17 protein-coding genes and 1 pseudogene are annotated in these 18,394 nt (G+C 70.1%); 12 read left to right on the forward strand and 6 right to left on the reverse strand.

The annotated features are described in order from the left end of the window. Positions 1 to 24 precede the first annotated feature (24 nt). Genes A3Q40_RS07035 through A3Q40_RS07050 form a run of 4 tightly spaced genes read left to right on the forward strand, consistent with a single transcriptional unit; the run spans position 25 to position 2,848 of the window. Complete coding sequence (locus A3Q40_RS07035; protein ID WP_068100749.1) at positions 25 to 1,143, forward strand: alcohol dehydrogenase catalytic domain-containing protein; 1,119 nt, start codon at positions 25 to 27, stop codon at positions 1,141 to 1,143. A 42-nt stretch (positions 1,144 to 1,185) separates the two neighbouring features. Continuing rightward, a complete protein-coding gene (dapB, locus tag A3Q40_RS07040) occupies positions 1,186 to 1,941 on the forward strand; it encodes a 4-hydroxy-tetrahydrodipicolinate reductase (RefSeq protein ID WP_068100751.1) in 756 nt (251 codons plus the stop codon). Beyond that, complete coding sequence (locus tag A3Q40_RS07045; RefSeq protein WP_068100753.1) at positions 1,938 to 2,399, forward strand: hypothetical protein; 462 nt, start codon at positions 1,938 to 1,940, stop codon at positions 2,397 to 2,399. The genes dapB and A3Q40_RS07045 overlap by 4 nt, the downstream gene beginning before the upstream one ends. Next, positions 2,396 to 2,848: a flavodoxin family protein gene (locus tag A3Q40_RS07050; RefSeq protein WP_068100755.1), complete on the forward strand. Its 453-nt coding sequence runs from the start codon at positions 2,396 to 2,398 to the stop codon at positions 2,846 to 2,848. Before A3Q40_RS07045 ends, A3Q40_RS07050 begins: the two co-directional genes overlap by 4 nt. Before the next feature lie 9 nt (positions 2,849 to 2,857). Here A3Q40_RS07050 and A3Q40_RS20165 read toward each other — a convergent pair. The 5 genes and pseudogenes from A3Q40_RS20165 to A3Q40_RS07080 form a co-directional block, all read right to left on the reverse strand. Beyond that, a pseudogene (locus A3Q40_RS20165) lies at positions 2,858 to 3,265 on the reverse strand (HNH endonuclease); the annotation flags it as partial. A 41-nt stretch (positions 3,266 to 3,306) separates the two neighbouring features. After that, positions 3,307 to 4,451, reverse strand: a protein-coding gene (locus tag A3Q40_RS07060; protein ID WP_442971301.1) for an IS3 family transposase whose coding sequence is annotated in 2 segments (ribosomal slippage) — positions 3,307 to 4,181 and positions 4,181 to 4,451 — 1,146 coding nt in all. Because the reading frame shifts where the segments join, the coding sequence is not laid out codon by codon here. A gap of 39 nt (positions 4,452 to 4,490) precedes the next feature. Next, complete coding sequence (locus tag A3Q40_RS07070) at positions 4,491 to 5,450, reverse strand: DUF222 domain-containing protein (protein WP_068100759.1); 960 nt, start codon at positions 5,448 to 5,450, stop codon at positions 4,491 to 4,493. A 91-nt stretch (positions 5,451 to 5,541) separates the two neighbouring features. Then, on the reverse strand, positions 5,542 to 6,189 hold the full coding sequence (locus A3Q40_RS07075; protein ID WP_068105521.1) for a DUF3105 domain-containing protein: 648 nt from the start codon (positions 6,187 to 6,189) through the stop codon (positions 5,542 to 5,544). A gap of 5 nt (positions 6,190 to 6,194) precedes the next feature. Continuing rightward, positions 6,195 to 6,989: a trans-aconitate 2-methyltransferase gene (locus tag A3Q40_RS07080; protein WP_068100761.1), complete on the reverse strand. Its 795-nt coding sequence runs from the start codon at positions 6,987 to 6,989 to the stop codon at positions 6,195 to 6,197. A 74-nt stretch (positions 6,990 to 7,063) separates the two neighbouring features. On the opposite strand from A3Q40_RS07080, the gene A3Q40_RS07085 reads away from it, so the two are divergent. The 5 genes from A3Q40_RS07085 (at position 7,064) to A3Q40_RS07105 (ending at position 12,755) form a co-directional block, all read left to right on the forward strand. Continuing rightward, entirely contained in the window at positions 7,064 to 7,948 is an 885-nt protein-coding gene (locus A3Q40_RS07085) for a DMT family transporter (RefSeq protein ID WP_068365448.1), read from the forward strand. Then, positions 7,941 to 9,164, forward strand: a complete 1,224-nt coding sequence (locus A3Q40_RS07090) for a winged helix-turn-helix domain-containing protein (RefSeq protein ID WP_068100766.1) — start codon at positions 7,941 to 7,943, stop codon at positions 9,162 to 9,164. Before A3Q40_RS07085 ends, A3Q40_RS07090 begins: the two co-directional genes overlap by 8 nt. 9 nt (positions 9,165 to 9,173) lie before the next feature. Next, complete coding sequence (gene thyX / locus A3Q40_RS07095; protein ID WP_068100768.1) at positions 9,174 to 9,920, forward strand: FAD-dependent thymidylate synthase; 747 nt, start codon at positions 9,174 to 9,176, stop codon at positions 9,918 to 9,920. A 142-nt stretch (positions 9,921 to 10,062) separates the two neighbouring features. Then, positions 10,063 to 10,911: a 4-hydroxy-tetrahydrodipicolinate synthase gene (gene dapA / locus A3Q40_RS07100; protein ID WP_068105524.1), complete on the forward strand. Its 849-nt coding sequence runs from the start codon at positions 10,063 to 10,065 to the stop codon at positions 10,909 to 10,911. Continuing rightward, positions 10,908 to 12,755 (forward strand): ribonuclease J, encoded by a 1,848-nt coding sequence (locus tag A3Q40_RS07105; RefSeq protein ID WP_068100770.1) that lies wholly within the window; start codon positions 10,908 to 10,910, stop codon positions 12,753 to 12,755. The genes dapA and A3Q40_RS07105 overlap by 4 nt, the downstream gene beginning before the upstream one ends. Before the next feature lie 30 nt (positions 12,756 to 12,785). On the opposite strand, the gene A3Q40_RS07110 is transcribed toward A3Q40_RS07105, so the two are convergent. Continuing rightward, entirely contained in the window at positions 12,786 to 13,562 is a 777-nt protein-coding gene (locus tag A3Q40_RS07110; protein ID WP_068100772.1) for a sulfite exporter TauE/SafE family protein, read from the reverse strand. 36 nt (positions 13,563 to 13,598) lie between these two features. On the opposite strand from A3Q40_RS07110, the gene A3Q40_RS07115 reads away from it, so the two are divergent. From A3Q40_RS07115 to A3Q40_RS07125, 3 genes are all read left to right on the forward strand, one after another. Next, positions 13,599 to 14,219, forward strand: a complete 621-nt coding sequence (locus tag A3Q40_RS07115) for a TIGR03085 family metal-binding protein (RefSeq protein ID WP_068100774.1) — start codon at positions 13,599 to 13,601, stop codon at positions 14,217 to 14,219. Positions 14,220 to 14,279: 60 nt separating this feature from the next. Further along, a complete protein-coding gene (locus tag A3Q40_RS07120; RefSeq protein ID WP_201132955.1) occupies positions 14,280 to 17,033 on the forward strand; it encodes a DNA translocase FtsK in 2,754 nt (917 codons plus the stop codon). Between the two features lie 273 nt (positions 17,034 to 17,306). After that, positions 17,307 to 18,353, forward strand: coding sequence for a TerC family protein (locus A3Q40_RS07125; RefSeq protein ID WP_082833807.1), 1,047 nt, complete (start codon positions 17,307 to 17,309; stop codon positions 18,351 to 18,353). Positions 18,354 to 18,394 lie beyond the last annotated feature (41 nt).

Genomic DNA, 18,394 nt, shown 5'->3' on the forward strand with positions numbered 1-18,394 from the left:
ACGGACACGTATTACGGTGGCGCCATGCAGATCCACGGTGCCGTCCTCGAGGAGATCGGCCGCAGCCGGCCGTTCGCCGAGTCCCGTCCGCTGACCGTCTCGACTCTCGAACTCGACCCGCCCGGCGCCGGGGAGATCCTCGTGCGGATCGAGGCCGCGGGGTTGTGTCACTCCGACCTCTCGGTGGTCGACGGCAACCGTGTCCGGCCGGTGCCGATGCTGCTCGGGCACGAGGCGGCGGGCATCGTCGAGGAAGTCGGTGACGGGGTCGACCTGGCCGTCGGCACCCGAGTGGTCATGACCTTCCTGCCGCGGTGCGGCGAGTGCGCCGGGTGCCGGTCGGACGGCCGCACCCCCTGCATTCCCGGCAGCGCGGCCAACAACGCCGGCACCCTGCTCGCGGGCGACGTTCGGCTGCGTCGTGACGGGAAGACCGTCGCTCACCATCTGGGCGTCTCCGGGTTCGCCACCCACGCCGTCGTGGATCGTCGGTCGGTGGTGCCGGTGGGTGACGACGTCCCACCCGCCGTGGCCGCGGTGCTCGGCTGCGCCGTGCTCACCGGCGGCGGGGCCGTCCTCAACGCGGCGGACCCGGCGCCGGGGAAGTCGATCATGGTGGTCGGACTGGGCGGAGTCGGTATGGCCGCCGTGCTCACGGCCGCCTCCCTCGGCCACGGTGACGTCATCGGCGTGGATGCGATGGAGGACAAGCTCACGACCGCCACGGAGCTCGGTGCCACCGCCGTCTACACCCCGGATCGTCTGGCGGAGGCCGGGATCCGCGCCGACATCGTCGTCGAGGCCGCGGGCAACGCCCGCGCGTTCGAGACGGCGTTCGCCGCGACCGCTCCCGGCGGCACCACCGTGACGGTGGGACTGCCATCGCCCGATGCGCGTTCGTCGCTGTCACCGCTGACGATGGTGGCCGAGGCCCGCACGATCGTGGGCAGCTACCTCGGGTCCGCGGTGCCGGAACGCGACATTCCCCTGTACGAACGGATGTGGCGCGAGGGGCGCTTGCCGGTGGACAAGCTCGTCTCGTCCCGGATCACGCTGGACCGGATCAACGAGGGCATGGACGAGCTGGCCGACGGCCGCGCGATCCGGCAGGTCATCGAGTTCCCGGCCGCCGACGGCCACTAGGCTGACCGTCGACCGTTCACCAACGCAAGGGATCGATACCACGTGGCTGACACCATCGCCGTCGGAGTTCTGGGAGCAGCCGGGAAGGTGGGGACCGCCGTGTGCGAGGCGGTCGACGCGGCCCCGGACACCACCCTGGTCGCCCGGGTCGACAAGGGCGACCGCCTCGAATCGCTCGCCGAGCAGGGCGCGTCGGTGGTCGTCGACTTCACCCACCCCGACGTGGTCATGGACAACCTCGAGTACCTCATCGGCGCAGGCATCCACGCCGTCGTCGGCACCACCGGATTCGACGAGGAGCGGCTCGACCGCGTACGAGGCTGGCTCCAGACGTCCCCCGGCACCGGTGTGCTGATCGCTCCGAACTTCGCCATCGGTGCCGTCCTGTGCATGGCTTTCGCGCAGCAGGCCGCGCGGTTCTTCGACTCCGTGGAGGTGGTCGAACTGCACCACCCGAACAAGGCCGACGCTCCCTCCGGCACCGCGTACCGGACGGCCGCGCTGATCGCGGAGGCGCGGGCCGCGGCCGGCGTCGGGCCGAGCCCGGACGCCACCAGCAGCGAACTCGACGGAGCGCGCGGCGCCGACGTCGACGGGGTGCGGGTGCACTCCGTGCGACTGGCGGGCTTGGTGGCGCACCAGGAAGTACTGCTCGGAACGCAGGGCGAAACCCTCACGATCCGGCACGACTCGCTGGACCGGACGTCGTTCACCCCGGGTGTCCTGCTCGGCGTCCGGAACATCGCGTCGCGCCCCGGCCTAACCCTGGGCATCGAGCCGCTCATGGACCTGCGATGAGCAAGAACACGCGCGTCGTCACCGTCATCGCGGTGCTCGTCGTCGTTCTCGGCGTGTACTTCGTCCTGCTCGGTGGTCGCGGTATCGAGCTGATCCGACTCGGCACGCCCGTGGGCATCGGGCTCGGCATCGGCGTCCTGCTGTTGCCCCTGATCGGACTCTGGATCGTCGGCGCCACGCTGGTGGCCGGCTTCCGACACCAGCACCTGGCCCAGCGGGCTCGTGACGAGGGCCGCGAACTCGACGTCGACGACCTTCCGCGGATGCCGTCCGGGCGTATCCAGCGTGACGCCGCCGACGAGCTGTTCGCGCGCGTCAAAGCGGAATACGAAGCGGCGCCGGACAGTTGGCTCACCAACTACCGGTTGGCGCGCGCCTACGACTACGCCGGCGACCGGTCGCGTGCCCGCGACATCATGCGCCGCGCCGTGGAACTCGAGCGAGCCGAGGGCGCGTGAGCACTCTTCTGGTGGTGCACCACACCCCGTCACCGCACTGCCAGGCCATGTTCGAGGCCGTGCTCCGCGGCGCCACCGATCCCGAGATCGAGGGCGTCGACGTGGTCCGGCGTGCTGCGCTGTCGGTGTCCGCGAGCGACTTCCTTGCGGCGGACGGCTACCTGCTGGGGAGCCCCGCGAACCTCGGCTCGATCTCCGGCGCTCTCAAGCACGCCTTCGACGGGTCCTTCTACCAGATTCTCGACTCCACCCGCGGCCGTCCGTTCGGGCTCTACCTACACGGCAACGAGGGAGTCGAGGGCGCGGAACGTGCGATCGACTCCATCACCACCGGACTCGGGTGGACGAAGGCGGCCGAGTACGTCGCGATCTCGAACAAGCCCACCGCACAGGGCCTCGAGGCGTGCTGGGAACTGGGTGCGACCGTCGCGGCCTCGCTGATGGGCTGACGGCCCGCGTCACCCCGCTCTCCGGTGTCGCATCGGAAGCGGTTGCGGCGGTGGGGTCGACCGGTAGGTGTGGCCGGTGGGGGTGCGGAACTCGACGGTGTGCCGGTCGGTGCCGTCGGGGTCGCTGGTTCTGGTGGTGGTCCACCCGTCGCCTTGTTTGGCGTGGTTGCAGGCGGCGCAGAGGCCGAGGCCGTTGTCGGCGGTGGTGGGGCCGCCGTCCTCGTGGGGGGTGATGTGGTCGTGGTGGCGGATGGGGGCGTCGCACCAGGGGGTGCGGCAGGTGCGGTCCCGGATGTCGATCAGCCGGGCCAGGCCGGTGGGGAAGCAGCGAGCGACCGACTCGACCGCAGTGAGTTGTCCGGTGTCCGGTGTGGCGTAGAGCTTGCGGAGCGTGACCGTCGCGTCGGAGTCGACGGCGGGACTGCCCCCGATTTGGTTGACGCGGGGGTCGAACTTCTTCAGGCTGCGAAAGCGGCCTGATTGATTGTCTCAAATTCGATCGGAGTGAGCCGCCCGAGTGCTCTCTGGCGGCGTGTGCGGTGGTAGCTCTTCTCGATCCAGACGACGATGGCCAGACGGAGCTCCTCTCGGGTGTTCCAGCGTCTGCGGTCGAGGACGTTCTTCTGCAGCAACGCGAAGAACGACTCCATCGCCGCGTTGTCCCCGCACGCCCCTACCCTGCCCATGGAACCCTGTAACCCATTGTGCGACAACGCATGGACGAACTTTCGGGACCGGAACTGACTCCCCCTGTCCGAGTGCACCACGGTGGCCGTGGGTTGCCGCCGGTTCACCGCATCCTCGAGCGCGGCGACCGCCAAGGAAGCTTTCATGCGGGAATCGATCGAGTAGCCGACGATCCGATTGGAGAACAGATCCTTGACCGCGCAGAGGTAGATCTTGCCTTCGGCAGTGCGGTGCTCGGTGATGTCGGTGAGCCAGACTGTGTTCGGTGCACCGGCGGCGAACACCCGGTTCACCAGGTCGTCGTGGACAGGTGGGCCGGCCTTTCTGGTCAGTCCTCTCTTTCTGGAGAACACCGAGAAGATGCGCTCCTGGGTGCACAACCGGGCCACACGGTTCTCCCCAGCGGTGATCCCGCGGTCGGGAAGTTCGTCGGCGATGAAGCGGTACCCGAACGCCGGGTCGTCGGCATGGATGTCACGGGCAGCGTCGATCAGGTGCGCATCGTCCCAATCGCGTTGCGAGACGGGGTCTTTGCGCCATTTGTAGAACGCTTGGGTGGAGAATCCGAGCACCCGGCAGGTCACCGTGACAGGAATTTTGTCGGCGGCAAGGTCGAGGACCAGCGGGTACATCATTTTGGGTTGATGTCCTTCGAGAGGTAGGCCACCGCTCTGCGCATCACCTCCGCTTCCTGCTCGAGCAAGCGGATCCGTTTGCGGGCCTCTTTCAGCTCGTCGGTGGCCGACGCGCTGTCGTCCGGGCGGACGCCGTCCGCGATGTCGGCGAGCTTGAGCCAGCGATGCAGGCAGGTCTCGGAGATTCCGAAGTCCTGCGCGACCTGACGGATCGACGCCTCGCCCTTACGGGCGACCGCGACGACATCGGCCCGGAACTCCGGAGTGAATGCTTTCGGCACGAGGATCATCCTTCCACCGTGCGGAACGATCCGCACAGATCAGATGTCAACCGAACCGGGGGCAGTCCCGGCGCCCGAGATCCACTGCCGTGCTGCGGCGGCGGGGATCGGACCGTACCCGGGGACGTCCGCGGGGATGTCGCTGCCGCCGAGGAGGGTCTGGTCGGAGAGGACGACCTGCACCGCCACCGGCGGGCTCATGGTGGGGGCGAGACCGATGGTCCGCTCGACGAGCAGGTCCGCCATGATCTGATCGCGGGTGCGCCCGTCGGCGTCGCCGGTGGCGACGATGGTGTCCGCATCCCGGCGCAGGGTGGCCCAGACGCAGACGGCGCGGTCCATCGGCAGCAGCGCGCCGAGGTGGCCCATGAACTCCGGGGCGGGGCGGACGGTGACGCGGCGCTGCTGGGCGGCGCGGGCCTTGCGGCGGGCGACGGCGGCGGCGTCGAGTTCGGCGGCCAGCCGTGCGGCCATCGCCGCGACGGTGCTGTCGCCCTGGCCGGCCAGGGTGGCGGGGTCGGCGCAGAGGCGGGTGTCGACGAGGCGGCGGTCCTCGGCGGTGAGGCAGGTGGTTTCGCGGACCAGGATCGTTGCGCGCCATTCGGAGAGGTCCCCGCGGCGCAGTTGGCCGAGGGTGTGGGGCATCTCGGTGGTGAGGGCGCGGGCGAGGCCGAGGTGGGTGCTGCCGCGGTGCGGTGAGTCCTTCCGGGCGAGCCCGATCTGGGTGGCGATGCCGGTGTTCCACCGGGCGGCGGGTCGCCCGGCGTCACGCCGCTGCCGGCGGATGGTGTCGGCGACATGGGTGGTGAGCACGGCTTGCGCTCCCGCGGCGGCGGCTTTGAGTTCCTCCAGTGCGGTGATGGTGTCGACCGCTGCGGCGGCGTCGTCGTCGACCCCGCCTTCGTCCTGCGCGCTGCTCACCGCGATGGCGGTGATGCGGGTCAGGAACAGTCGAATGTCGTTCGGCGACAATCCGTCACCGCACAGATGTTGGTCCACGTGAATCCCCCCGAATTCGTGTCACCGACACCATGACACAGGGGTACGACACGAAAACTTCGTCGACCGGTCGATCTGGACGCCGACGGCCCTACTCCGGCACCGTCAACGGCGAGTCCGGATCGGCCGGCTCCGCGACGAAGGGCGGCGGGTCGGTCGGGTCGAAGGAGCTCGGGAGGGTGGCGCAGGTGGCGCCGGGCTCGGGAAAGGTGTTCGGGTTCAGACGAAGTGCGCTGACGAATCGGTCGATGCGCTCGTCGTCGGTGTCGTCGACCTGGAGCCGGTGACCCCAGGACTGCAGGGAGATCGGTCGGTCCAACCCCGGATAGGGGGAGAGCATCGTGTACGGCACCCCGTCGACGCGTCGAGCCAGGTCGGCCACAGCGTCGTCACCCAGGGACTCGGGGTCGTAGGCAATCCAGACGGCCCCGTGCTCGAGCGAATGCACCATGTTCTCCGTGCGCACCGGAACGGAGTAGACCACCCCGGTGCAGGTGGCCCACGCACCGTCGTGCCGACCGCCCATCGGTGGTGAATAGGTGTACGCGACACGGTAGTTCGGCAGCACGTGCAGGGCGGGCGGATACTCCACCACCTCGATTCCGTCCAGCGCCAGAGACGGGTCCGGATTGTCGGCGGTCGGAACCCACGCGTCGGGAACCGCCCGGCCGGCCACCTCGGACGCGCACGCCGTCGAAGCGAGCAGGGTGACGGCCAGGAGCGCAGCGGCGCGGTGCATGCCGTTCACCCTGCCAGGTCGGTCGCCCCGGAGGCGGCACCGACCGTGGCGACGCAGAACACTCGACGGAACGGGAAGAGGGTGACCCCGTCGGGTCCCGCCGGATACGCCTCGCGCAGCCGCGCCGCCAGCTCCGCCTCGAACGCTCGCTGCCCGTCGTCGTCGAGCGCGTCGAACACCGGGGTCAGGGCGGTGCCCCGCATCCAGTCGAGCACCGGGTCGGTACCGGTGAGCCGGTGCACGTAGGTGGTCTCCCACGCGTCGACGGCGCATCCGTGCGCAGCGAGGAGCGTGGCGTAGTCGCTCGGGTCGTCCACGGCGTCGTCGTGACGCAGCAGGCCGACGGGGAGCCGATCGACCCACGGGGCGGAGCCGGCGACCTCGCGGAGAGCGCGGTGCGACGGCGCCCCGAAGTTGCCCGGCATCTGCACGGCGATCACGGCGCCGCGGGGGAGTGCGCGGGCCCACGCGGCGAGGAGCTCCCGGTGCTCCGGAACCCACTGCAGGAGTGCGTTGCTTACCACGACGTCCGTGTCCTCCGCGGGCGTCCAGTCGCGCACGTCGCCCTGCTCGGCCGCGAGCCCGTTGCGGCGTGCGGCGGAGACCATCTCGGCGGACGAGTCGAGGGCGTCGAGCGCAGCGTCCGGCCAGCGATCCGAGAGCAACCGGGTCGAATTTCCGGGCCCGCATCCGAGGTCGACGATCCTGCGCGGCGCGTCGAGGTCCACCCGCGCGACGAGGTCGACGAACGGTCGATGACGATGGTCGGCGTACTGCAGGTACTGCGACGGGTTCCACATGGGCACCTCCGTGGGGTCGATCCACCCTTGCAGTACGAGCGTACTGTAAACCACGGTTCGGAAGGAGGCGTTCGGTGACGACGTCCGGAGTGCCGGCGCTGGTGACGGCCGGCCTGCTGTGGGGCACCGGCGGCGTGCTCGGGACCGCCTTCGGCTCCGCCGCCGGGCTGCCGCCCACTGCGGTCGCGGCCTGCCGCCTGGGCGGCGGCGGGCTTCTCCTGGTGGCCTACGCGATCGCCGGTGGGACCGGACGTCCCACGGGCGCTCCTGCGCTCCGACGCATCGCGGTCATCGGCGTCCTTGCCGCCGTGTTCCAAGGTGCGTACTTCGTCGCCACCTCCCTCCTGGGCGTGGCCGCGGCAACCCTCATCGCCATCGGTTCGGCGCCGGTGGTGTGCGTCGCCGTGGAATCGGTCGGTGCCCGACGACGTCCCGACCCGGTCGCGGTGCGCACCGTGGCGGTCGGGCTCGTGGGCCTGGTGTTCCTGGTGGGGGCGCCCCCCGACGTGGCGGCGGGCACCGCGCTGCTCGGGGCGCTGACGGCGTTGCTGTCGGGGTCGTCGTTCGCCGCGATCACGCTGGTGGGTCGACGCCCGGTGGTCGGGCTGTCCGAATCCGCGATGACCGGATGGTCGTTCCTGCTGGGCGGGTCTCTGCTCGTAGTGGGATTCACGATGGCCGGGGGCTCACCCACCCCGACCGTCACCGCCGCGAGCATCGCGTTGCTGGTGGCCCTGGCGGTGTTTCCCACGGCCGCCGCCTACACGTTCTGGTTCCGCGGCCTCCGTACGTCCCCCGCGTCCACGGCCGCCGTGATCGGGTTGCTCGAACCCCTCACGGGTACGGTCCTCGCCATGATCGTGCTGGGCGAACGACTGACGGTGGTCGGCCTGATCGGAGCCGCGCTGCTGTTGGTGGCCGTCGTCGACACGAGCCGTCCGCGGACCGTCCGTGCGTGAGCTTCCGGCCGCGACCGCCCGGCGGATCGCGGTGGCGGCGCAGGGATTCGGCCGGCTGAAGCCCACGTCGTCCGGCCGGCGCGCCGTGTCGTCGGTGCTCGCCACGACCCGGCTGTTGCAGATCGATTCCGTCGCGGCCGCCGTTCGGGCGCACTACGCGCCCGTGTTCAGTCGCGTCGGCTCCTACGACCGAGCGGCTCTGGACCGCGCGGCCTGGTCCGACACCGCGCGTTCACCACGTCTGATGGTCGAGTACTGGGCGCACGAAGCCGCGTTCGTCCCCGTCGAGGACTGGCCGTTGCTGCGGTGGCGAATGGATCGCTACATCCACGGTCGGTGGGGCGGTGCGCGGGATGTCGCCGAGCGACACCCGCGGTTGGTCGACGACGTGCTGGACGCGATCCGTGACGGCGGCCCTGCCACGGCGCGCGAACTCGAGGTGGCCCTGGACCGGCGGCGGCCCGGTCCGAAGGGCCCGTGGTGGGACCACAGCGACGTCAAGGTGGTGTGCGAGCAGCTCTTCGCCAGTGGCGTTCTCACGGTGCCGCGGCGAACCAATTTTGTGCGGGTCTACGACCTGACCGAGCGCGTCCTCCCGCCGGACGTCGCGTCGCACCGCGTTCCCGAGGACGACGCGGTACGTCGTCTCGTCGAGCAGTCCGCCGCGGCGATGGGCGTCGCGACCGCCGCCGACCTGCGCGACTACTACCGGCTCTCCGCCGCGCAGACTTCTCGCGCGCTGGACGAGCTCGTCGAGGCGGGCCGCGTGGTGCCGATTACGGTCGCGGGCTGGAAGGACCCGGCCTACCTCCATGTCGATGTACGCCGACCCCGCACTGTCGACGCGGCGGCCCTGCTGTGCCCGTTCGACCCGCTGATCTTCGGCCGCGCCCGCACGGAGCGGGTGTTCGATTTCCACTACCGCATCGAGATCTACACCCCCGAGGCGCAGCGACGGTACGGCTACTACGTGTTCCCGTTCCTGCTCGGAGACGAGCTGGTCGCGCGCGTCGACCTCCGTGTGGATCGAGCCGCGGGGTTGCTGACCGTCCCCGGCGCGTTCAGCGAGGACTCGGTCGACGCGCAGGGTCGACGCGGCGAGGTCGCGGCGGCCCTGGCGGGCTCGGTGCGCGCGATGGCGGAGTGGTTGGACGTCGACGTCGCCGTGGGTGAGCGCGGCGACCTGGCCGGCGATCTGCGCGTCGCCGTCTCCTAGGCTCGGCGGGTGCACACCGCTCCGCTGTCCGTCTCGCTGATCGCGCTCACCGATTTCGTCCGACCCGACGACGTGCCGTGGGAGACGGACGCCGAGGGCGGCGAGGCGCTGGTCGAGTTCGCCGGGCGGGCCTGTTACCAGAGCTGGGACAAGCCGAATCCGCGCACGGCCACCAATGCCGGCTACCTACGTCACCTGTTGGCGGTGGGCAACTTCTCGGTGCTCGAGCACGCCACCGCGAGTTTCTACGTCACCGGCATCTCGCGTTCCTGCAGCCACGAGCTGATCCGGCACCGCCACTTCTCGTTCTCGCAGCTCTCGCAACGCTCGGTCAGCGAACGCGACGCGCGCATGGTCGTGCCGCCCGCCATCGACGCGGACGAGACCCTCCGTGATCTCTTCCGCGAGGCGACGGACGAGTCCCGCGCGGCCTACGACCGGCTGCTCACCGCCCTCGAGGCCGCGGCCGGACCGGACGCACCCGCCGTCGTCGCCGGCAAGCAGGCGCGCCAGGCCGCGCGCTCGGTGCTGCCCAACGCCGTCGAGACGCGTGTGGTGGTGACCGGAAATTTCCGCTCGTGGCGCCACTTCGTCACCATGCGCGCCACCGAGCACGCCGATCTGGAAATCCGCCGACTCGCCGTCGCCTGCCTGCGCCGACTCGCCGAGGTGGCGCCCGCCGTCTTCGGTGACTTCGAGATCCGGACGCTGCCGGACGGAACCGAGGTGGCGCGCTCGTCGTACCCGGGGGAGTGAGCGGCGGAACCGCCCCGGACGGCGGGTAATCTTCCGGACCATGATCACCGGTGACCCCGCCACGGCTGCGGGAACTGTGCGCCCCGACCACACGACCGTCGCCGCGGGTCCGAAGTTGCCGTTCGGTGCCGTCTCCGTCGCGATGGTGACGCCGTTCACACCCGCCGGTGCGCTCGACATCGACACCGCCGTGTCCCTGGCCGCCCACCTCGTCGACTCCGGCTGCGACGGTTTGGTGATCTCGGGTACCACCGGTGAGTCGCCCACCACCTCCGATCGTGAGAAGGCCGACCTGCTCCGCGCCGTCGTCGACGCCGTCGGCGACCGTGCCCGCATCGTCGCCGGAGCCGGGACCAACGACACCGCTCACAGCGTCGCGCAGGCCCGCCTGGCCGCGGAGTCCGGCGCCCACGGTCTGCTCGTCGTCACGCCCTACTACTCGCGGCCCCCGCAGGCGGGTCTGCACGCCCACTTCGCGACCGTCGCCAACGCGACCGATCTGCCCGTGATGCTCTACGACATCCCGCCGCGGTCGGTGGTGCCCATCGAGAGCGACACCCTGCGACGCCTCGCCGAGCACCCGAACATCCTCGCGGTCAAGGACGCCAAGGGCGACCTGGCCGCCGGCGCCGAACTCATCGCGGAGACCGGCCTGCAGTACTTCTCCGGCGACGACCCGCTGAACCTCCCGTGGCTCAGCGTCGGCGCGGTCGGATTCGTCAGTGTCATCGGCCATCTCGTCCCCGGACCGCTGCGTGATCTGCACGCCGCGTGGGCCGCCGGAGACGTGGCCACCGCGCAGCGGATCAACCTCCGTCTGCTCCCCATCGTCCGATCGGTCGCGCGACTCGGCGGCGTCACCGCGTCCAAGGCCGGGCTTCGCCTCGTCGGCATCGACGTCGGTGATCCACGCCTGCCGCAGGTCGCGCCGACCACCGAACAGATCGACGCGCTCGTCGTCGATCTCCAGCACGCAGGAGTTCTCACATGACCCGACCGCCCCGGCGGCGATCCGCCTCTCGACGCGCCGGCCCGCCGGCGCCGCCGACGGCACCCCCCGCGTCCCGGCCGGCGGCGTCCGCGCCGCGCGTCCCGCAGAACTCTGCGGCGACGCAGCGTCCGGATTCGCGCAGCACGGTCGACCACAGCGGCCGTCTCGGCACCCCGCCCAAGGCCCCCAAGAAGGGGTTGCGCGTCGTGGCCCTCGGCGGCATCGGCGAGATCGGCCGCAACATGACGGTCTTCGAGCACCAGGGCAAGTTGCTCATCGTCGACTGCGGTGTGCTGTTCCCCGAGGATCAGCAGCCCGGTGTCGATCTCATCCTTCCCGACTTCCGGCACATCGAGAACCGGATGGACGACGTGGTCGCCCTCGTGCTCACGCACGGGCACGAGGACCACATCGGCGCCGTCCCGTTCCTGCTGCGCCTGCGGCCCGACATCCCGGTGATCGGCGCGAAGTTCACCCTCGCGCTGCTCGCCGCGAAGTGCCGCGAGCATCGGCAGCGGCCCAACCTGGTGGAGGTCCGGGAGGGCGATTCCACCCAGCACGGGCCGTTCGAGCTGGAGTACTTCGCGGTCAATCACTCGATTCCCGACGCCCTGGCCGTCGCCATCCGCACCGATGCGGGTGTGGCGCTGCACACCGGCGACATCAAGCTCGACCAGCTTCCCCTCGACGGCCGGCTCACCGATCTCGGCGGATTCGCCCGCCTCGGCGACGAGGGCGTCGACCTGTTCCTGGTCGACTCCACCAACGCCGAGGTGCCGGGCTTCGTGACCCCCGAGCGCGAGATCGGCGGCGTTCTGGACACGGTGATCGGCAAGGCGAAGAACCGCGTCATCGTGGCGTCGTTCGCCTCGCACGTGCACCGCATCCAGCAGGTCATCGACGTCGCCGCCCGCTACGGCCGCAAGGTCGCCTTCGTGGGCCGCTCCATGGTGCGCAACATGGCGATCGCGCAGGAGCTCGGCTACCTCACGGTGCCGGACGGCGTCGAGGTCGACATGGACACCGCCACCAAGCTGCCCGACGACCGGTTGGTGCTGATCTCCACCGGCTCGCAGGGCGAACCGCTCTCGGCCCTGTCCCGCATGGCGCGCGGTGAGCACCGTCAGATCAACGTGCGCGCCGACGACCTCGTGGTGCTGGCCTCGTCCCTCATCCCCGGCAACGAGAACTCCGTGTTCGCCGTCGTGAACGGTCTGGCCAAGCGCGGCGCCAAGGTGATCACGCAGCAGAGCGCCAAGGTTCACGTCTCCGGCCACGCGTCGGCCGGCGAACTGCTCTACCTCTACAACGCGGTGCGGCCGACCAATGCGATGCCGGTGCACGGCGAGTGGCGTCACCTGCGGGCGAACGCGGCACTCGCCGCCGCGACGGGCGTTCCGGAGGACCGCATCGTTCTCGCGGAGGACGGCGTCGTCGTCGACATGGTCGACGGGCTGGCGAAGGTCGTCGGTCAGGTCCCCGTCGGCCACGTCTACGTGGACGGGCTCTCGGTCGGCGACGTGGGCGACTCGACGCTCTCCGATCGTCTGGTCCTCGGTGAAGGCGGGTTCATCGCCATCACCATGGCGGTCGACTCGGCCACCGGTCGGTCGGCCGGAACCCCGGAGGTCTCCGGGCGCGGCTTCTCCGACGACCCGGCCGCCCTCGAGGAGGCCGCGAAGTTGGTCGAGGCCGAGCTGGTGCGTCTCGCGGGCGAGGGTGTCAAGGACACGCATCGCATCGCGCAGGCCGTCCGCCGAGTCGTCGGGCGTTGGGTGGCGGACAAGTACCGTCGTCGCCCCATGATCGTGCCGACGGTTCTCGAGGTGAACACCGACCAGTGACGCCGGGTCGGGTGGGGCTCGGGCGCTCTCTCAGGATGCGAGGAGCCGCCAGAGTCCCACCAACCCGATCGCGACGATGCACAGTCGCAGGGCGGTGGGGGAGAGACGTCGGCCGTACTTGGCCCCGACCACACCGCCGACCAACGAGCTGACGGCGATGAGTCCCGCTGCGGCCCAACTGATTCGGTCGAACGCGAGAAGTGTGAAGGACAGCGCGGCGACGATGTTGACCACCAGCGACAGCAGGTTCTTCGCGGCGTTCATCCGCTGCATGCTCTCAGGGAGCAGCGCGCCCATCACGCCCATCAGCAGAATGCCCTGCGCCGCCGTGAAGTAGCCGCCGTAGACGCCGACGGCGAACGTGCCGGCGATCAGGAGCCCGAACCGTCCCCGGCCGAGGCCGGTTTCGGTGCTGCGCTCGGACCGCTGCTGGGCCCACCGCTGAATGCGTGGGCCGGCCAGCACGAGCACCAACGCCAGGATCAGCAACACCGGGACCACGGCGGTGAACGTCTTCTCGGGCAGGTGGCGCAACAACCACGCGCCGAGAATTCCGCCGAGCAGCGATCCGGGCAGCTGCCACTTCAGCCGACCCCACTGGCCCTTCAGTTCCTCGCGATAGCCCCAGGTTCCGGAGGCCGACCCCGCCACGAGGCCGATGGCGTTGCTCATGGTCGCGGTCACCGGCGGGTAGCCGAACGCGATGAGCGTCGGAAAGGTGACCAGCGTTCCGGACCCCACGATGGCGTTGATCGCGCCCGCCGCGAAGCCCGCCAGGAGGATCAGGACGATTTCGGTGACCGGCACGACTGGGACGCTACGACACGGCTAGATTCGTCTCGCATGAGCCTTGCCCACGACGAACGCCTCCGCCTGGTCGACACCATGAGCTCGGCCGGTCCCGACGCCCCGACCCTGTGCGGGGAGTGGACGGTGCGCGATCTCGCCGCCCACCTCGTCGTCCGCGAGCGTCGGCCGGATGCGTCCGTCGGGATCCTCCTTCCGCCCCTGGCCGGCTACACGCAGTCGGTGCAGAACGGCGTCGCGACGCGGCCGTTCGACGAATTGCTCGACGACGTGCGGTCGGGTCCGCCGATCTGGTCGCCGTTCAAGGTGCTCGATCCCGTGGCCAACCTCGGCGAGATGTTCGTCCACCACGAGGACGTGCGGCGGGGGGACGGCGTCGCGACGCCCCGCGACCTCGACCCCCGGCTCGAGAAGGCCCTGTGGGGGCTCGGCGGCCTGATGGGGCGCAAGGCGTACCGGTCGGCCCCGGTGACCGTGGTGTGGGAGTCGCCGGAGTTCGGGACGCGCTCGTTCGGATCCAGGTCGCGTCGGGTGATCCTGCGCGGACCGGCGTCCGAACTGGCTCTGCATGCCTTCGGTCGCGACGCCGTCGCGCTGGATTTCGACGGGGACGAGGCCGACGTCGCCGCGGTGAAGGCGCTCGACCGGTCGTTCTGACGGCATGGTGCTCGTGTTGCGGATGGTCCTGGTGAGGTTCGACCGACTAACCTGAGCGGTATGGCAGGCAAGACGAGTACGCGCGCGTCCCGATCCGGTACGACCGGATCGTCCCGGTCGACCGGCGCGCGCGGCGGGTCGGGCGGCCGCACCGTCACCACCCCCCGCAAGCCGACCGCTCCGCGCAAGGCCGCCGGGTCGAGCAGAGCCGGTGGCTCCAGCAAGGGGACCGGTTCACGCAAGCCCGCCGCGTCCCGCGGCGGTGCCGGTCGCGCACCCGCACGCAGGACCAACTCCGGCTCGTCGGCCGGCGGCAACGCCGCCCGTGCCGTCGGTCGCGGGATCGCGTCCGGATGGGCCCTCGCCGCCAAGGGCGTCGGCGCGACCACCCGCACCGTCGGCCGCGCCGGCGACATCGAACACGGTCACCGCCGTGACGGCCTCGCGCTGGGCGCCCTGGCGATCAGCGTCGTGGTCGCGGCCGGGCTGTGGTTCTCCGCCGGCGGGCCGGTGGGGGAGTGGATCGAGATCGGCCTGCGCGCGGTGGTCGGCAGCGCGGCGATGGTGCTCCCGCTGCTCGGCGTCACCCTCGCCGTCGCGCTCATGCGGACGGAGCCGAAGCCCGACGACCGGCCCCGACTGATTCTCGGCTCGCTGCTGGTGGGCCTGCCGCTGCTGGGCCTGTGGCACCTCGGCGCGGGCTCGCCGACGGACGCCGACGGGCGTGCGTCCGGCGGCGGTGTCCTCGGATTCGTCGTGGGCGGCCCGCTGGCCGACGGAGTGACCGTGTGGTTGGCGGTCCCGCTTCTCCTGCTCGCGATCCTGTTCGGCGTTCTCCTGCTCACCGGAACGACGGTGCGGGACGTACCTGCTCGCCTGCGGTCGCTCTTCGGGACCGCGAGCGGCGGCGACGAGTACGACGACTACGCGGCCGACGGTTACTACGGCGACGATCCCTACGGCGACGATCCGTACGGTGCGGCGTCGTACGGCACCGACCCGTATGCGGCACCGAGCGCGTACGGCGATCCGCTCGACGTCGCGACGCGCTTCGATCTCGACGAGCCCGCCGCGCCCGGGCCGACACGTCGTCGGCGCACCCCGTCCCGGTCCGTCGAGACGCCCGCCGATGCCGCCCCGGACACCGGGGCGCCGGACGAGAGCGCCACCGAGTACGTCCCCGTCACTCCGCCCGCGCGTCGCCGTGCGGCGGCGACGGCGACGGCGAAGCCTGACCCGGTCCCCACGCCCGATCCGTCCGACGCAGCCGGCCCGGCCGATTCCGACGCGGACCGGATGGTCGTCGACCGGGTGGTGGACGGCGACTACGTGTTGCCGTCGCTGTCGCTGCTGGTCGAGGGCGACCCGCCGAAGACGCGGAGTCAGGCCAACGACGCGATGATCGAGGCGATCTCCGAGGTCCTCGAGCAGTTCAAGATCGACGCCGCGGTCACCGGATTCACCCGCGGGCCGACCGTGACCCGCTACGAGGTGGAGCTGGGTCCGGGCGTGAAGGTGGAGAAGATCACCGCCCTCGCGCGCAACATCGCCTACGCGGTGGCCACGGACAACGTGCGTCTGCTTGCGCCCATCCCCGGCAAGTCCGCCGTGGGCATCGAGGTGCCGAACTCCGACCGCGAGATGGTGCGCCTGTCCGACGTGCTCACCGCGCCCAGCACCCGGAAGGATCACCACCCGCTGGTGATCGGGCTGGGGAAGGACATCGAGGGCGACTTCGTCAGCGCCAACCTGGCCAAGATGCCCCACCTGTTGGTGGCCGGGTCGACGGGCTCGGGCAAGTCGTCCTTCGTCAACTCGATGCTGGTGTCGCTGCTCGCTCGGGCGACGCCCGAGGAAGTACGGATGATCCTCATCGACCCGAAGATGGTCGAGCTGACGCCCTACGAGGGCATCCCGCACCTCATCACCCCGATCATCACGCAGCCGAAGAAGGCGGCGGCCGCCCTCGCGTGGCTGGTCGAGGAGATGGAGCAGCGCTACCAGGACATGCAGGCCAACCGCGTACGCCATGTCGACGACTTCAACAAGAAGGTGCGGTCCGGCGAGATCACGGCTCCACTGGGCAGCGAGCGGGTCTACAAGCCCTACCCGTACATCCTGGCGATCGTCGACGAGCTGGCGGACCTCATGATGACCGCGCCTCGAGACGTCGAGGAAGCGATCGTGCGCATCACGCAGAAGGCGCGTGCCGCGGGTATCCACCTGGTGCTCGCGACGCAGCGTCCCTCGGTGGACGTCGTCACCGGTCTGATCAAGACCAACGTGCCGTCGCGTCTGGCCTTCGCCACGTCGTCGCTCACGGACTCGCGGGTCATCCTCGATCAGCAGGGGGCCGAGAAGCTCATCGGTATGGGCGACGCGCTGTTCCTGCCGATGGGGGCGGGCAAGCCGACCCGCCTGCAGGGCGCCTTCATCACCGACGAGGAGATCACCGCCGTCGTCGACGCCGCCAAGAACCAGGCGGAGCCGGAGTACACCGAGGGCGTCACCACGCAGAAGGCCGCGGAGAAGAAGGACGTCGACGCCGACATCGGCGACGATCTCGACGTGCTGCTGCAGGCCATCGAGCTGGTGGTCACCAGCCAGTTCGGCTCCACGTCGATGTTGCAGCGCAAGCTGCGCGTCGGCTTCGCCAAGGCGGGCCGGCTCATGGACCTCATGGAGACGCGGGGCGTCGTGGGGCCGAGCGAGGGCTCGAAGGCCCGCGACGTTCTGGTGAAGCCGGACGAGCTCGACGGACTGCTGTGGTCGATCAAGGGCGGCGACCCCGCGGAGGGTGGAGACGACGAGTAGGCCGGTGGCCGACGGCTTTCCGTGGCGCTGATCTCATTGCGCTTCTTTACGGGCGTTTTACCGTCTGTCGATGACTCGTTGGGTCGCTCCACACCGTCTCTGTGGCATCATTGTCAGCGGAGGGGAGTATCCCCAACTCGCGACGGACCCGTCAGCACGATCGAGCCCTGACTCGATCCGGGTCCCCGGTCGACGCGCGCTGTACCCAACGGCGACGATGCGACGGGAGAGACCTCCGGAGCCCAACGCTGGCCTACCGGAGGTAGCGAGTACATGAACGTGTCCACCACCGTTTGGATCGTCACCTGTGTGGTGATCCTCGGTCTCTTCGTCTTCGACTTCTTCGCCCACGTGCGCACGCCGCACGAGCCGACGTTCAAGGAATCGGCCACCTGGTCCGCGGTCTACATCGGACTCGCCGTCGTCTTCGGCGGCATCGTGTTCTGGCAGTACGGGTCGACCTACGGCGGCGAGTACTTCGCGGGATACATCACCGAGAAGGCCCTGAGCGTCGACAACCTGTTCGTCTTCCTCATCATCATGACGACCTTCTCGGTCCCGCGGCAGTACCAGCAGAAGGTACTGCTCATCGGCATCGTGATGGCGTTGGTGATGCGCGGCGGCTTCATCGCCCTCGGCGCCGCGGCGATCAACAACTTCAGCTGGGTCTTCTACCTTTTCGGTGCCTTCCTCATCTACACGGCCTACAAGTTGATCAAGGAGGCCGGCCACGAGGAGGAGAACGAGGTCGAGCAAGAGACCAAGATCATGCGCTTGGTCAAGAAGGTGCTCCCCACCACGGAGGAGTACCACGGTGACCGCCTGACGGTGAAGATCGACGGCAAGCGCGTGGTCACCCCGATGTTGATGGCGCTCGTGGTCATCGGCTTCACCGACATCCTCTTCGCGCTCGACTCGATCCCGGCCATCTACGGCCTCACCACCGAGCCGTACATCGTCTTCACCGCCAACGCGTTCGCCCTGATGGGTCTGCGTCAGCTGTACTTCCTCATCGGCGGACTGCTCGACCGCCTGGTCTACCTGTCCTACGGCCTCTCGCTGGTGCTCGCGTTCATCGGCGTCAAGCTCGTCCTGCACGCCCTGCACGAGAACGAGCTGGGCTTCATCAACGGCGGCGAGCACGTCGCGGTCCCCGAGATCACCACGGGCCTCTCGCTCAGCGTCATCGTCGGCATCCTGGCCGTGACCACGGTCGCCAGCCTGATCAAGACGCGCGGGAAGTCGGCGGAGGACGTCGACAAGGCCGCGACGGTCGACGCCGGCACCGCGTCCGAGATCGATCGGGACTCCACGCGCTGATCCGACCCCGGACAGCACACGGCCCGGCGGAGCACCTCCGC

Source organism: Rhodococcus sp. PBTS 1 (assembly GCF_001620025.1).
GTDB lineage: Bacteria > Actinomycetota > Actinomycetes > Mycobacteriales > Mycobacteriaceae > Rhodococcoides > Rhodococcoides kroppenstedtii.

Coding starts and splice junctions, on each gene's coding strand:
- dapA (WP_068105524.1), top strand. CDS start 10,063: ATGGTGACGCCGTTCACACCCGCCGGTGCGCTCGACATCGACACCGCC.
- A3Q40_RS07035 (WP_068100749.1), top strand. CDS start 25: ATGCAGATCCACGGTGCCGTCCTCGAGGAGATCGGCCGCAGCCGGCCG.
- A3Q40_RS07045 (WP_068100753.1), top strand. CDS start 1,938: ATGAGCAAGAACACGCGCGTCGTCACCGTCATCGCGGTGCTCGTCGTC.
- A3Q40_RS07105 (WP_068100770.1), top strand. CDS start 10,908: ATGACCCGACCGCCCCGGCGGCGATCCGCCTCTCGACGCGCCGGCCCG.
- A3Q40_RS07075 (WP_068105521.1), bottom strand. CDS start 6,189: ATGCACCGCGCCGCTGCGCTCCTGGCCGTCACCCTGCTCGCTTCGACG.
- A3Q40_RS07125 (WP_082833807.1), top strand. CDS start 17,307: ATGAACGTGTCCACCACCGTTTGGATCGTCACCTGTGTGGTGATCCTC.
- A3Q40_RS07120 (WP_201132955.1), top strand. CDS start 14,280: ATGGCAGGCAAGACGAGTACGCGCGCGTCCCGATCCGGTACGACCGGA.
- A3Q40_RS07080 (WP_068100761.1), bottom strand. CDS start 6,989: ATGTGGAACCCGTCGCAGTACCTGCAGTACGCCGACCATCGTCATCGA.
- A3Q40_RS07115 (WP_068100774.1), top strand. CDS start 13,599: ATGAGCCTTGCCCACGACGAACGCCTCCGCCTGGTCGACACCATGAGC.